Source organism: Ensifer adhaerens (assembly GCF_001270265.1).
Lineage (GTDB): Bacteria > Pseudomonadota > Alphaproteobacteria > Rhizobiales > Rhizobiaceae > Ensifer > Ensifer adhaerens_B.
In genome coordinates, this window is sequence record NZ_LGAP01000003.1 from 144787 (window position 1) to 158943 (window position 14157).

Annotated in this window: 15 protein-coding genes and 1 pseudogene; 4 read left to right on the forward strand and 12 right to left on the reverse strand. The window is 61.1% G+C overall.

The window, feature by feature from the left end:
* The first annotated feature begins 2 nt into the window (after positions 1-2).
* From AC244_RS09405 to AC244_RS09415, 3 genes and pseudogenes are all read left to right on the forward strand, one after another.
* Positions 3-251, forward strand: coding sequence for a DUF982 domain-containing protein (locus tag AC244_RS09405; RefSeq protein ID WP_053248562.1), 249 nt, complete (start codon positions 3-5; stop codon positions 249-251).
* A 28-nt stretch (positions 252-279) separates the two neighbouring features.
* Positions 280-696: pseudogene (locus AC244_RS09410) on the forward strand (nitrilotriacetate monooxygenase); the annotation flags it as partial.
* 89 nt (positions 697-785) lie between these two features.
* Entirely contained in the window at positions 786-1574 is a 789-nt protein-coding gene (locus tag AC244_RS09415) for an FkbM family methyltransferase (protein ID WP_053248564.1), read from the forward strand.
* A gap of 100 nt (positions 1575-1674) precedes the next feature.
* On the opposite strand, the gene AC244_RS09420 is transcribed toward AC244_RS09415, so the two are convergent.
* From AC244_RS09420 to proV, 4 genes are all read right to left on the reverse strand, one after another.
* Positions 1675-1941, reverse strand: a complete 267-nt coding sequence (locus AC244_RS09420) for a helix-turn-helix domain-containing protein (RefSeq protein ID WP_053248565.1) — start codon at positions 1939-1941, stop codon at positions 1675-1677.
* Positions 1942-2024: 83 nt separating this feature from the next.
* Positions 2025-2891, reverse strand: coding sequence for a glycine betaine ABC transporter substrate-binding protein (locus tag AC244_RS09425; RefSeq protein ID WP_053248566.1), 867 nt, complete (start codon positions 2889-2891; stop codon positions 2025-2027).
* A 65-nt stretch (positions 2892-2956) separates the two neighbouring features.
* Entirely contained in the window at positions 2957-3835 is an 879-nt protein-coding gene (locus AC244_RS09430; protein ID WP_053248567.1) for an ABC transporter permease, read from the reverse strand.
* Positions 3836-3861: 26 nt separating this feature from the next.
* On the reverse strand, positions 3862-5094 hold the full coding sequence (gene proV, locus AC244_RS09435) for a glycine betaine/L-proline ABC transporter ATP-binding protein ProV (RefSeq protein ID WP_053248568.1): 1233 nt from the start codon (positions 5092-5094) through the stop codon (positions 3862-3864).
* A gap of 746 nt (positions 5095-5840) precedes the next feature.
* Between proV and AC244_RS09440 the strand changes: the two genes are divergently transcribed.
* Positions 5841-6023 carry a BON domain-containing protein gene (locus tag AC244_RS09440; RefSeq protein WP_161807852.1) on the forward strand — a complete coding sequence of 61 codons (183 nt, stop codon included), beginning with the start codon at positions 5841-5843 and terminating at the stop codon, positions 6021-6023.
* Positions 6024-6057: 34 nt separating this feature from the next.
* Here AC244_RS09440 and AC244_RS09445 read toward each other — a convergent pair whose 3' ends face one another.
* Genes AC244_RS09445 through AC244_RS09480 form a run of 8 tightly spaced genes read right to left on the reverse strand, consistent with a single transcriptional unit; the run spans position 6058 to position 14118 of the window.
* On the reverse strand, positions 6058-6798 hold the full coding sequence (locus AC244_RS09445) for an SDR family oxidoreductase (RefSeq protein WP_053248701.1): 741 nt from the start codon (positions 6796-6798) through the stop codon (positions 6058-6060).
* Between the two features lie 41 nt (positions 6799-6839).
* Complete coding sequence (locus tag AC244_RS09450) at positions 6840-7682, reverse strand: fumarylacetoacetate hydrolase family protein (protein WP_053248570.1); 843 nt, start codon at positions 7680-7682, stop codon at positions 6840-6842.
* Positions 7683-7722: 40 nt separating this feature from the next.
* Positions 7723-8691, reverse strand: a complete 969-nt coding sequence (locus AC244_RS09455; RefSeq protein WP_234716892.1) for a hypothetical protein — start codon at positions 8689-8691, stop codon at positions 7723-7725.
* A gap of 53 nt (positions 8692-8744) precedes the next feature.
* Positions 8745-9641: an SMP-30/gluconolactonase/LRE family protein gene (locus AC244_RS09460; RefSeq protein WP_053248572.1), complete on the reverse strand. Its 897-nt coding sequence runs from the start codon at positions 9639-9641 to the stop codon at positions 8745-8747.
* A gap of 8 nt (positions 9642-9649) precedes the next feature.
* A complete protein-coding gene (locus tag AC244_RS09465; RefSeq protein WP_053248573.1) occupies positions 9650-10768 on the reverse strand; it encodes a mannonate dehydratase in 1119 nt (372 codons plus the stop codon).
* Between the two features lie 20 nt (positions 10769-10788).
* Positions 10789-11574, reverse strand: a complete 786-nt coding sequence (locus AC244_RS09470) for an SDR family NAD(P)-dependent oxidoreductase (protein ID WP_053248574.1) — start codon at positions 11572-11574, stop codon at positions 10789-10791.
* Positions 11575-11593: 19 nt separating this feature from the next.
* A complete protein-coding gene (locus tag AC244_RS09475; protein ID WP_053248575.1) occupies positions 11594-12586 on the reverse strand; it encodes an ABC transporter permease in 993 nt (330 codons plus the stop codon).
* Positions 12583-14118: a sugar ABC transporter ATP-binding protein gene (locus tag AC244_RS09480; protein WP_053248576.1), complete on the reverse strand. Its 1536-nt coding sequence runs from the start codon at positions 14116-14118 to the stop codon at positions 12583-12585. Before AC244_RS09480 ends, AC244_RS09475 begins: the two co-directional genes overlap by 4 nt.
* Between the last annotated feature and the right edge of the window lie 39 nt (positions 14119-14157).

The following is a 14157-nucleotide window of genomic DNA, read 5'->3' on the forward strand; positions in this document are numbered from 1 at the left end:
AGATGCAGGGCATCAATTGGGATCACCCCGTCAGGGTAGGCACCAATGGGGAACGGTGTATCAACGGGCCAGAGGACGCGCTTCAGTATCTAAGCGAATGGCCGCAAGGAGGATGGTTCTACGAACGGGCCAGAAATCGCTGCCACGCGGCGCTCGAGCGCGGCGAGAGCCTTGGGCTTTCGCGGAAGGCCTTCATTGGCGCGGCCATCGAATGTTCGTTCCCGATTGCAGAGGACGATATCGCCTCTTGAGTTGCTGGCAGGCAGCCTAATCTCACCGCTGATCGCAAGATTCGCTAGGGAGAACGGTATCGACCCTGATGGTTTCGATCCGGATGCCATTTTGGAAGCCGAACGCTTCGTCCCCGATCCCAACCGGCTTCAGGCTGTGGGCATGGGTCTCGGACTTCTAGACCTGCTAAGACACGAAAAGCTCACAGCGAGACAGGCTGTGCGCCGCTCGGAGGGCCATCACCGTCTGCTGCTCGGCACGCCGGAAGAGGTTGCCGACGCGATCATCGATCTGTGGGCCGACGGCACCGTGGACGGTTATACCCTACAACCACCTCGCGCACCCGATGATATCGAGGAGTTCATCGACAAGGTCGTGCCGATCCTGCAGGATCGCGGCGTCTACCGCAGCCGATATGAAGAGCGAACGGTCCGCGAGCGTTATGGTTTACCTTATCCTCCCTAGGACAATTGTTGCCGCGCCGCCGGACCGAGAATTAACGCGATGGAAAGCCAATGCTGCTAGCACTCCTGGGTTGAAAAGGAGAGCCCATCATGCTGCCTGCCTCGTGGAAGCCGATTGACGCCGGCGGCCTGATCCGTCTCGGATCTCCGCGTGACGGCGGCTATGTCGTATCGGAGCGGGCGGTTCGTGCCTCCAGGCTTCTGATCAGCATGGGATTGAACGACGACTGGCAGTTCGAGAAGGCGTTTCGCAAACATGCCGACGTCAGTGTCGTTTGCTTCGACCACTCCGTCACCTGGAAGTTCTGGCTGCGCTACTATGTCGAGCAGGTCCTGCGCCTTCGCTGGGCAAGGCTGACGCGCTATCTGGACTATCGGTGGTTCTTCAGCCGGCCAGGGGTAGAGCATCGCCCCATTCGAATTGGTTATGATCAACCGGGCGAGGTCAGTGTCCCGGGCCTGCTAAGAGAATTCACCGGGAATGACATCTTCCTCAAGATCGATATCGAGGGCTCCGAGTATCGCATCCTTGACGACCTGGTGAAATATTCGGACCGCTTCACAAGCGTTGTGATGGAGTTCCACGATATCGACCTCAACAGAGATCGGATCGCGAGGTTTGTGGAGGGAATGGCGAACTTCTCGACCGTCTTCCTTCATGCCAACAATTACGGCGGCACCGATGGTCAAGGCGACCCCCTGGTCATCGAGATGAGCTTCGTGAGAAAAGATCTGCTCGACCCGGCCAAGCCGGGAGAAGCACGGCCCGAGCTACCGGCAAACACGTCCCGACTTCCCGACATCGAATTGCGGTACGCTCCGGTGGACACTAACGCTACGGCTGGCGTTGCCCGCGCCCTTCAGGCTGGAGCCAACTGACGTGCGAACAAGCGGCCCACGACAAGTACAGCCGCTTCGTCGGATAAGACGATCCCCCCGGGCGGAATGAAAACCAGCCGCCCAGAGGAAAGATGCGACGTTACGACGAAAGGTACCTTGGTCCTGTTCCCCGTCCCGTCAGCAGCCATGAGAGGCTTACGCTAAGAACGCCGGCAATCATCGCCAGGCGATTGGCACGCGGAGCAGCTCGGTCATTTTCCCAATCGAACCATGTACTCGTCTCAACGCCCACGACCTTGGCAACGCTTTGCGCCGAAACATCGAGCGCATCGCGGGCGAGCGACATGCGTCCGCCAATCGTGTCATCCTGGGTGCAGATCGCGTTCTCACAATCATTGAAGTTCATCGATATCCCTTTCCATTCTGATGCGAGCGGTCGCCCGGCACCGTTTGACAGGAGCCGGGCTGTCTTTCCGGGGGTTGACCGGCTTACTTTCCGGTCCAGGCTTTCACCTGGTCGGGATGGTCCGCGATGTATTTTTCAACCGCAGCCTCGTACGAGGTCTGCTGTGCCTGGAACATCGCGGCTTCCAGATCGCCGATCGGGAGCTTCATGCGGGAAAGGAAGCCGGCGACATCCGGATTGTCCTGCTTGAACCCCTTGCGCGCCAAAACGTCGACATGTTCGGCTTCACCGAGCGAGCCCTTCGGATCGGCGATGTAGCGAAGGTCGTATTTGCCGAACATCCAATGGGGGCTCCAGGACGTTGCAACGAACCATTTCTCGGTCCTGATCGCGCGGTCGACCGCCGTGAGCATCCCGGCTTCGCTGGAGATCTGAAGCTTGTAACCATCAAGGCCGTAGTCCTTGAGCGCCTTTTCCGAAAGACGCGTCAGGCCGGCGCCGGGATCGATGCCCTGAACCGTTGAGGCAAGCTTCTGGTTGATCTCGGGCTTCTGCAGATCCTCGATCGAATTGAGCTCACTTTCGGGGATATAGGCCGGGACGACCCATCCGAGCTTGGCGCCTTCATAAACGGTCCCGAGCGTCTCAACCTTGTCTTTTACCTTGCCGTAGTAATCGGCATGGGTCTGCGGCAGCCATGCCATCATCATCGCATCGAGATCGCCACGGCTCACACCCTGATAGAGCGGTGCCACGTCGGTCTGTACGAGCTCGACGTCACGGTCGAGTTCATCTTTAATGATCTTCGCCGCCAGCTTGGTGACGAATTCCGCGTCCGACCATGCTGCCCAGCCAATTTTCACCGGCTTTGCTTCCTGGGCGAAGCTGGCGCCCGCCGGGCCGCCGATGAACATGGCCGCAAGGCCGATGGTTGCGATTGTCTTGAACATATCCAATCCTTCCGTACATTTCGAATGACAGCGGGGCTCATGCCCGCCGATGAAGAAGCCAGCGCTCAGGCGGCTTTGGCCTCGGGCTCGCGCAAGCCAAATTTCGCGAACGGCAGGCGCCAGGAGGCGCCCTTCTTTCCAAGGCTTTGGGTGAGGCGGTCGAGAATGACGGCGAGGATGACCACGGCCAGACCGCCTTCGAAGCCGGTGCCGACATCAAGCCTTTGAATGCCCGTCAGCACCGTATTGCCGAGGCCGCCGGCCCCGATCATCGAGGCGATGACCACCATCGACAGAGACAACATGATGGTCTGGTTGATACCCGCCATGATCGACGGCATCGCATTGGGTAGCTGGACCTTGAGGAGAAGCTGGGTCGGCGTGCAGCCAAAGGCATTGCCTGCCTCGACGAATTCCACATGCACCTGCCGGATGCCGAGATTTGTCAGCCGTACGACCGGAGGCATCGAGAAGATGACCGTCGCAATGGTGCCCGGAACCGCACCCAACCCAAAGAACATTGCCGCCGGGATGAGGTAGACGAAGGCCGGCATCGTCTGCATCAGATCAAGCCCCGGACGGATGATCGCGGCGACGGAATCCCGGCGCGCCATGGCCACGCCGAGTGGCAGGCCGATGACCATCGCGATCAAAGTCGAAGCGATGACCAGGGACAGCGTCTCCATCATCGCTGCCCACAGCCCCATCTGCCCGACCAGTGAAAGCGCCAGGCCGGCAAAGACCGCGAAGCCGAAGGAGACGCGCCATAAAGCGAGAAGAACAAAGATTGCGATGCCGAGAGGCATGGGAATGCCGAGCAGGCCGCTCTGCAATCCGCTCGTCACGAACCCGATCGAAGCGGCGATGAAGTCGAGCGTGGGCGAAAAATTGTCGAGGATGTAATTGACGGCCGAATCGATGCCGTCTCCGATGTCGAAGCTCATGGTTTTATCCGATTGGCTGGTGAGGTTCAGTTGGCGCGGTCGAGCGTCTCAAGCAGAGCCGACTTGCTGATGGCGCCGATGTAGCGGTCTTGGTCGTCGACGACCGGAACCGGCCATGCGCTTGCCGCAACTTGTCCAAGGACGCTCGAGAGCTGCTCGCTGGCAAGGATCGGCGCTGCGTCCGCAAGGAAAGCCTTGTGATAAGGGTCTTCCGCCTTCGAACGGATCTTCTCCATCAAGGACGCCTGGCTGACCATGCCATGGTATTTCATGTCACGGCCGACGATGATCGCAAACTCGCGGTCTCGGCTCGTCTTCTGCTCAAGCGCGGCGGCGGCGGAAACACCCTGGCGATCGATGATCGTGATCTGAGTCTTGCGGGCCACGTCGCCGGCCTTGAAAACCTGAGAGACGTCGACATTGCGGAAGAACGACCGCACGTAGTCATTGGCAGGATTGCCGACGATTTCGTCCGGTGTGCCGACCTGAACGACATTTCCATTCTGCATGATGCAGATACGGTCACCTATGCGCATCGCCTCATCGAGATCGTGGCTGACGAAGACAATCGTGCGGCTTTGCTCGGATTGCAGACGAACCAGCTCGTCCTGCATTTCCGTGCGGATCAGGGGGTCAAGCGCCGAAAAAGCCTCATCCATAAGCAGGATCGACGGTTCGCTGGCCAGAGCGCGGGCAAGGCCGACGCGCTGCTTCATTCCGCCCGACAGCTCGTCCGGACGGCTGTCACTATAACCGTCGAGCCCGACGGCTTTCAGCGCCGCCATGGCCTTCGCCTTGCGTTCGGCCTCGCCGACGCCGGCCACTTCCAGCCCGAAGGCGGCGTTGTTGAGAACAGTGCGGTTGGGGAGAAGCGCGAAGGACTGGAACACCATACTGATGTCCCGACGACGGAGTTCGATCAGAGCCTTGCGCGACATCTTCGTAATATCGTGGCCGTCGATCTCGATCGATCCGGATGTCGGCTCGATCAACCTGTTGAGGAGGCGCAGAAGTGTGGATTTGCCGGAACCGGACAGGCCCATGATCACGAAGATCTCACCCGCCCTGATATCAAAGCTGGCGTTGTTGACGCCAATGGAGCAACCGGTTGCTCCGTGAATCTCTGTCTTGCTCTTGCCGGAGCGAAGAAGCTCCAGAGCATCTTCGGTGTGCTCACCGAAAATCTTGTAGACGTCCTTCAATCTGATCTTGGTCGAACCCTCGGACGTGCCGTTCTCGTGTTCCGTCGTAAAAGCCATAAAAAATTGCCGCCTGCTCAATAGCTGACGCACTCTCCTTGTTTGTGGTTTTCAACATTCCTCAAGCAAAGCTCACTCAAGGAAACGAGTTTTTCAGACATCACCATCCTCCGTTTGAAAGATGCTGAAGTTATTCCTCGATAATCGCCAGATGAGTATTATTATAATAATACATGCTGCGTTGATGAGCGCGAAGAAACTGCCGTTTCTACAATGGCAAATAGATGCCGAGGCGCAAAGGATTGCCTTTATTACGACACAGAGTTCCGGATGTCCATTGAAAATTCTATTTTTTTGGCGACCAGGACGCGCCGGCGCAAATCAGCGATGCTCCTGCGACGCCCAAACGCCTTGCAAAAGCGCGCATGCGCGTGCTCGGTTTTGCGTCCGAGATCGGTGAGCGACTGCTGAGTGCTAGCCGCACACAAGATGCGCCATTCGCGGTCGCAATCGTTGTCAAAACGTTAACGAAAAGTGCCTGGAAAACCGCCCCGCTACCCGAGATCGGGCGCAAGCCCAGCGCACAGCCGTGCTTGCGCCCTGAATGGCTGTTTCGTGCGACGCTGATAAAAATATCGTGACTCGATTGTGTTCGCCTCAAGGGTCGACTCTCGGCCGTTTGCCGGCAAACATGAACGGGAGATGAACAGATATTCGACCAATGCCCGGAGCAATCGCCCATGTTCGGCCTAACGTTCGCATCGTCTGCCCCGTCACAACCCTTTGACATTGCTGGGGTAATGGCAGTGAGCGCTGCCATCGCCTACTGTGACGACCTAGCGGAAGCCGATATTTCGGTGACCCGCGAACGCGGCGAGATCTACCTTGACGGCGTGGTGTCCTCCATCGCGATGCGCGATGAAGCTCAGAAAGTCGCCAAGGAGGTTACCGGTTCGCCTGTCAGAAGCCGACTTCGCGTGGCGAAATAAGGCGCGGCCGCGCACAATGAACAGCCGTCTCTGGTCAAATCGTGATGCCGCCGTCTACGTTGATCGCCTGACCGGTGATGAATGCGCCTTCGTCCGAAGCGAGAAACGCGCAGATGGCTGCGATCTCCTCGGCTGTTCCGAACCGGCCAGCAGGCTGCCGGCTGATGAAGGAGCGATGGGCTTCCTCGCGGCTGCCGAGCTTTGCCGCCAGTTCGTCGATACGGGCTTCGAGCGAAGGCGAAGCGACGGTGCCCGGGCAAACGGAATTGCAGCGTATTCCTGATGACACATAGTCTGCGGCAACCGCCTTCGTCAGCCCGATTACGCCGCCCTTGGCGGCACCGTAGGCTGCGCGCCTCGGGAAGCCCTTGATCGACGAGGCCACCGAACCAATCGTGATGATGCTGCCACCGTTCGCCTTCATCTTGGGGATCGCCGATGCGAGCACATGATAGGCGCTGTCGAGCGTGATGCTGACGGAACGTCGCCAGTCATCAACCGAGCATTCCTCGATCGTGCCCTGATGTACATAGCCGACGGCATGCACGACAATGTCGACCTGCTCGAAGCTGGAGAAATAGTCGGCAACGGCATTTGCATCGGTCGCATCGAGCGTGGTTGTTTCGGCGCCTGTCAGTGTGGCAAGCGCCGTCGCATTGATGTCGCTGGCATGGACCTGCGCACCTTCGGCAACCAGGCGCTCCGCGACGGCCCGGCCGATCCCCTGGCCAGCTGCAGTGACCACTGCCACGCGCCCGACCAGTCTCTGTGTCATACCGTGCATCATTGCTTCAGCCTTTCCGTTGCCGCCGGACATCAAATCGCCCGCACTGTCTGACGTTGCTGGCCCAGCCCTTCGATGCCGAGCTCGACGACATCACCAGGCCTGAGATAGCGCGGCGGCTTCTGCCCCATGCCAACGCCGGGAGGCGTGCCGGTGCAGATAAGGTCGCCCGGCTCAAGCGCGCAAAATTCGCTCATGTAGGAAACGATGGTGCGAACATCGAAGATCATCCGAGCGGTATTGCCGCTCTGCATGCGCTCGCCGTTGACATCCAGCCACATCGAAAGGTCTTGCGGGTCAGGAACCTCGTCGCGCGTCACCAGCCAAGGGCCGGTCGGGCAGAAATTAGGAAAGCTCTTGCCCTTCACCCACTGCCCGCCGCGCTCCATCTGCCAGGATCGTTCCGAGACATCGTTCACCACGGTGTAGCCGAGAACGTGATCCATCGCCTTGTCCGGCGATACGCTGAGCGTATGTTTGCCGATGACGATGCCGAGCTCGACCTCCCAATCGAGTTTGCTCATTTTCGGCGAATGGAGAAGCGGGGCGTTCGGGCCGCAAAAGGTCGCGGCCGACTTGTTGAAGAGGATCGGTTCCAGCGGGACCGGCAATCCGGCTTCCTCTGCATGGTCAGAATAGTTGAGCCCGATGCACCAGATCGTTCGTGGGGTGGGCACCGGCGGCAGGAGATCGGCGCCATCAAAGGAGACTTTTGGCAGCGCCGATAGGTCGGTCGCCAAAAGTGCGTCCAACGACGTGGCGAGCACGGAAGCCGAAATGTCCGAGACAACAGAGGACAGATCTCGTGCGGCTCCTTCGGTGTCCAGCGCGCAAGGGGTGACTGAACCAGCGATATCGAGGCGAAGCAACTTCATGGTTTTTGTCTTTCGGTGGGCGGTCGGGTGAAGACGAAGTTCAGCCCATGGGTGCGGCTTCGACGGAGAGCCGGTAGCGCGTGGTGAATGGCTCATCGGGATGGAAGGACAGCGATGTAGGGGTGGTCGGCGAAGCCACAGGATTGTCGGCCGTCGACACGGCTGGACCGAGATCGAAGGCCGAGCAGACCGGCTCTACGCCAAGTGCCAGATGTTTCCCGTCCCACGGATAGGCCGTGCGGCCGCGATTGCTGTACCAGAGCAGCAGGCTGGGAAAATGCTCCTTCTGCCATTCAAGCCGGGCGCGAAAACCTTCGTCACGGTAGTGCAAGGCAACCGCACCATCGATGCCGACCAGTTGCAGCAGTTCCTCGACATTCTGGTCAAGCGGCACCGATGCCGCATCAATGGTGGCGCCATCTCGGGCATCGACATTCTGGAGCTTCGACCATCGTCCACCCGGCGCAAACAGCGTCGCCTCCGGCTCCACATCACCGGGAAAACTGCGCACCTCGCCATAGTTTCTGGGTTCGAGCCCGACGGACCCCGGCCGCGGTGACAGGCGGAAAGTGGGATGCAGGCCGATCGGAAGTCTGCAGGGTCTGCGCACCTCGATTTCGAGCGTGATGTCGACAGCGGCTGCATGCGGGTCCGGTATGATGCGCCGGCGCAGTTGGCGCACCGGATGGCCGTCCGGATAGCTGCACGTCAAGACGATCTGCTCCTCGTCGCAGTCGCCCCAGCTCCAGTGTGCGTTTGAGCCGTGGCCGTGCGGCACATCCGCTCCGGGGAAAGTGTCGCCTGCGTCCGACCAACCGGCGGCAAGCGGGCGCGAACCGTCGCTGCCGAAGGGCACGCAGGGCCATTCGCCGCGCAACTCCTGCAGGATCGGCGGCAGCGTCGTTCTGTTCGGATCGTGGCCCCAGGGTGCCACATGCAGCGGGCTTACCTGCCGGCCGTCGGGCAACAGGAAGGTGACCGGCCCCAGCATGCCGCCCAGGGATTGCACCGCGAGGCATCCGTGCGCCCAGGCCAAACCGCGCCTTGTCGTCTCAGCCATCTCTAAGCTGCCCCGCCAAAACGGTTCTCCACCAGTCCGGAGGTATCGACTTTCAGCGCATACAAGCTGCCGGCCAACCGTTCTCCAGGTTTCGAGAGGATGCTGGCCGTCGTCACATAGAGCGTCTTCAGATCGGCGCCGCCGAAGGTGCAGGTCGTGATGTTGGTGACCGGCATTTCGATGATCTCCGCCACGGTGCCCGCGGGCGATATGCGTGCGATGCAGCCGCCGCCGAATCTGCAGTTCCAGAGATAGCCATCGCTATCCATCGCTGAGCCGTCCGGCGAACCGCGCGAGAAGTCAGCAAGGAAGGTCCGTTCGTTCGAGATCGACCCGTCCGCCATTGCGTAGTCGAAGGCGTAGATCTCGTTGGCAAGCGTATCGGCAAAATGGAAAGTGCTGCTGTCGGGGCTCCAGCACAGCGTGTTGGAAATGCCGAGCCCATGCCGCCATTCGCTCACCGCTCCGTCCGGGGTGATGCGGTAGAGAATGCCCTCGCCTTCTGCCGCCTCGCCCAGTTCGCCATCGGGCAGAACATTGTTCTTCATCGACCCGACCCAGAAGTTTCCCGCCGGATCGGCACGCCCATCATTCAGGCGCACGCGGGGATAGCCGGGCAAGCGGAAGCCGTGATCCTCCCGCCGGTCGGCTTCCGGCCACCACCAGACCAGTTTTGAGGCAAGCGCCAAAAGCAGCCGCCCGGGCTCGTCGGTGAGGGATACCGCGACCACCGGCTCATCAAACAGCCAGAAGCGGACCGAACCACTCACCTCCTCATACCGATGAACGAGGAAGCGATTGATGTCGCTCCAGTAGAGCGCTTGCTCGGATGCCGACCAGACGGCGCCCTCGCCGCATTTGTCGCCGACCGGGGCAACGCAGGTGACGGATCTCTTCATCCTCGCTCCTATTCAGCTGCGAGATCGTGGGCAAGGGATCGGGACGGCCCGAGCGCATGGGCGTTTTGTACCAATGCGCGCATGTACCCAAGCGCAAAGGCCTTGCCCGCATGCCATGAGGCGGCGCAGGTCATTGCCGGCGTATGGTCGGGGATCATCACGCCCTGGTAATTCTCATCACGCAGGATGCGCACGATTTCGGCCATGTCGATATCGCCTTCGTCGACGAAGGTTTCGACATAACGCGGCATCTTGCCCTTCACATTGCGGAAATGAATGTAGCCGATGCGCCCCGAGCGCGCGAAACGGCGAACATGCTCGTAGATATCGCCGCCGGGCATTTCCTGGAGCGAACCGAGGCACAATTCCATCCCGTTCGACGGAGAATCGACGATCGACATCAGCCGATCGTACTTCTCCGGCCTGTTGACGAGGCGGGCCGTGCCACGCAGCACGTCGGCCGGCGGATCGTCCGGGTGGGCGCCGAGCATGACGCCGGCTTCCTCGGCGACCGGAACCACATCTTTCAGGAAGCGCGACAGACGATCCCAGATCTCGGCGCTGCTGACCGAGACCGGTTGGGCGCCTGGCACGCCGCGCCGATACCGCATGTTCCAGACCATGCCGTCGGGGATGGGAGCGTCCGGATCAGGCACGACGTCCGGCGCATCCTCGACGCCGAATCCGACGGATTCGGCACCGCCGCGCGCATAAGGGCCGCGCGTCCAGCCATAGACGCCGGCGAGCGAGAAATTGTAGCCGATGCAGGGCACGCCAGCGCGTCCGGCGTCGCGGATCAACTGCTTCAGGGCCTCGATCTGCGCATCGCGTTCCGGCCCGTCGAGCAGGATGTCATGCCAGAAGCGTGGCGAAAAATTCTCGATCGCGGCAAGCTCGAGCCCGGCTGCGCGAACATCCTGAACCAGAGCCGACAGTTCCTCATAGGTCCAAAGCCGATCGGTGGAGCAATCGCCCCATCCGCCGTTGTCGCCACTGTCGATCTTGGGATCCTTGCCGGCGAAATAGTTGGTCAGGTGCGCGACGATGTGGGTCGCGCCGGACTGAAGTGCGAAGCGGAAGTTGTCGGGCGTGAGCTGTTCACGATAGAGGCCAAGGCCGATCTTCATCTTTTTCTTTCCCTGTGCGTTTATTTCACGCCGATGCCGGCGGTGAGCCCGCCGTCGATGCGGAAGTCCGATCCGGTAATGAAGCCAGCGCGATCGGATGCGAGATAGGCGACGAGTTCTGCGACTTCCTCCGGTTCGCCGATCCGGCCGATCGGATGGGCGGCGCCGAAGCGGGCAAAGGCTTCCTCCTCACTGACGCCCTCGCCGCCATAGGTGCGCGCGGCAAGCGACAGGAGCGGCGTGCGCACGGAGCCGGGGCTCACGGAATTCACCCGCACCCGGGCCGCGGCGTGATCGAGCGCCATTGCACGGGTCAGCGCATGTATGGCGCCCTTGGTCGCGACGTAAGCCGCCACGTTCTGCTGGCAGCTATGGCCCTGAACCGAGGAAATGTTGACGATCGCGCCGCCGTCGCGCTTGGTCATCTCGGGGATGGCGAAGCGACCCGTCAGGTAGATCGAGCCGACGTTGACGGACAGGCATCGGTTCCAGGTCTCAAAGCTGGTATCGAGCACGGTGCCAAAGGGATGCACGGCGGCCGCGTTGACGACGATATCGAGTCCGCCATGGCGCGACACCACGTCCGCGACGGCACCCGCCACATCAGCCTCAAGCGATACGTCGACCAATCGGGACGCCATTGTCAGGCCGCGCTCGTTTGCGATCCTGTCGAACGTCTGGTTGGCCGTGGCATCGTTGCCGCAGGCCAATACCTGGGCGCCAGCCGAAGCAAGCCTTATGGCCGATGCCAGTCCGATGCCGGAGGTTCCGGTCACCAGCGCTACTTTTCCTGCAAATTCAGTCATGATCGGCTCCGAATTTCCCTTAACGCACACGTTCCAGAACTTGGTTGAGAAGCACGGCGCCCAGGATGATCCCGCCACGCACGACGTACTGCCAGTATTCACTGACATTCATCAGCGTCATGCCGTTGGAGATGCAGCCGAGAAACAGCACCCCGATCAGGGTTCCCCAGATCCGGCCCTTGCCGCCGAAGAGCGAGGTGCCGCCGATGATGACGGCCGCAATCACGTCAAGCTCCATGCCGGTTGCGGTCGTACCGGTGCCGGCGCCGATCTGCGACGCGATCAGCGTCCCCGAAATCGCCGTCAGCGCGCCGGTGAGGCCGAGTGTCAGCGCCTTGACCTTCCAGATGTCGATACCCGAGAGCCGTGCCGCTTCCATGTTGCCGCCGACGGCATAAACCTCGCGGCCGAAGCTGGTGTATTTCATCAGGAAGTGCATGGCCGCGAAGGTGAGCGCGAAAATGTAGACCGGGAAGGGAATGCCGAAGAGATAGCCGCCGCCAAGGAAATCGAAGCCGGCCGGAAACGTCGACAGCGGAAATCCGCCGGTGATGAGGTTGGCGACCCCGCGAAGGGCGGCAAACAGGGCGAGCGTGGTAATGAAGGTCGGCACGTTGAACCACTGCCGGAAGCGGCCGGTGAGGTAGCCAAGTGAAAAGCCCACGGTGAGAGCGACAGCAAAGCCGAGGATGACCGCGTTCCAGCCGCCGATTGCGTCCGTGTAGGCGTCAGTGAACCAGGCAACGATGCATCCAGCCAGAGCGACCCCGGCGCCGACCGAAAGATCGATCTCGCCCGAGATGATCACCGCCGTCATGCCGAAGGCGATGATCCCCAGCATCGCCACGGTTCGCAGCACATTGAGGATATGGGCGGTCGAGGCGAAGCCCGGCGCCATCAGGATGAGAAACAGGACCAGACCCGCCAGGATGATCTCCATCGGGTAGGTCTTGAGGAAGCGCAGGGGCAGGTTCTGCTCCCTCGTTTCGATGGTTTGGCTGACGAGTGTCATTGGGAGGCCCCTTCCATGCATAGGCCGTAGAGTTGGGTGAGATCGGTCCGGGTGGGGTCCACCTCCGCGACCACATTGCCGTGGTGCATCACCAGAATGCGGTCCGCCACTTCGAGGACCTCCTCGAGCTCGGTCGAAACGAAGATGCTCGCCAGGCCGTCTGAGGCCTTTTGCCAGATGATGTCGAAGATCTGCCGCTTGGCCTGGACGTCGACGCCGCGGCTCGGCTCGTCAAAGAACATCACCGAAGGAGCGGTGTTCAGCCATTTGCCGATCACCACCTTCTGCTGGTTGCCGCCCGACAGGGAAGACACCGGCAACTCCGGATCGCCGCACTTGATATGCAGGTCGGCGATCTGACGATCGATATGCGGCTGCTCTCGGCGACGCGAGATGAGCCCGTTGCGCGCAATGGGGCCGAGACTTGCCATGCAGAGATTGTCGGCGGTCGGCAGCGATTGCACGAGGCCGACCTCCTTGCGGTTCTCCGGCGTATAGCCGAGGCCGGCAGCACGCATCTGGCTCGGTGTGGCCCCCGTCATCGATCGCCCGGCAAAGTGAACCGTGCCGGCGTCGGTACGGTCGGCACCGAAGATCGCGCGCATAAGCTCGGTCCGGCCCGAACCGAGCAGGCCGGCAATGCCGAGGATTTCGCCGCGATAAAGGTCGAAAGATACGTCGTTGAAGTGCCCTGCACGGGTCAGGCCGCGCACTTCGAGCAGCGGTTTCACGCGGTCGATCGTCTGGCGTGGCGGACGCGTCGTCCGGGCGGCGTCGCCGAACATCATGCCGACGATCTCCGAGGGCGAAGTCGCCCGCATCTCGACCGCGCCGATATAGTGGCCGTCGCGAATGACGGTGCAGGTGTCGGCGATCTCGAAAAGCTCGCTCATGCGATGCGTGATGTAGATCATCGTCACGCCGCGGACGCGCAATCGCTCGATCAGCGCGAAAAGCTGCTTGACCTCTTTCGAGGCGAGTGCCGATGTCGGTTCGTCAAGCAGCAGGATCGACGGGTTGAAGGACATCGCCTTGACGATCTCGACGACCTGCTGCTGCCCAACGCTGAGCGCGGAGACCGGCTGGCGGGAATCGATCGAAAGTCCCATGTCGGACAGAAGCTCGGTCGCGCGCCGATGCAAACCCTTCCAGTCGACGACACGCAAGCCGGCGCGCCTGACGTGTGGCAGGCGACCAAGAAAGATGTTCTCGCCGACGGACAGTTCGGGAACCAGCGAGAGTTCCTGATGCACCGTCACAATGCCTGCATCGAACGCATCGTGCGGCGAGGTAAAGGTCTGGTCTCGTCCGTTGACGCTGATCGTGCCCGAGGTGGGTTCGGTCACGCCGGCGAGAAGCTTGATCAGCGTCGATTTGCCGGAGCCGTTCTTTCCCATCAGGGCGTGAACCCGCCCCGGGGCAAAGTCATGGGTAAACTCCGACAGGGCAACCGTCGGGCCGTAACGTTTCGTGACGGATAGGAACTCGAGCCGCCCTTGGGCGGCATCTGTCCGGGGCTGAGAATAGGTCATCCGTGGTTCCCGGTTGGCGCAGCAAATGGTGGGCAGGGC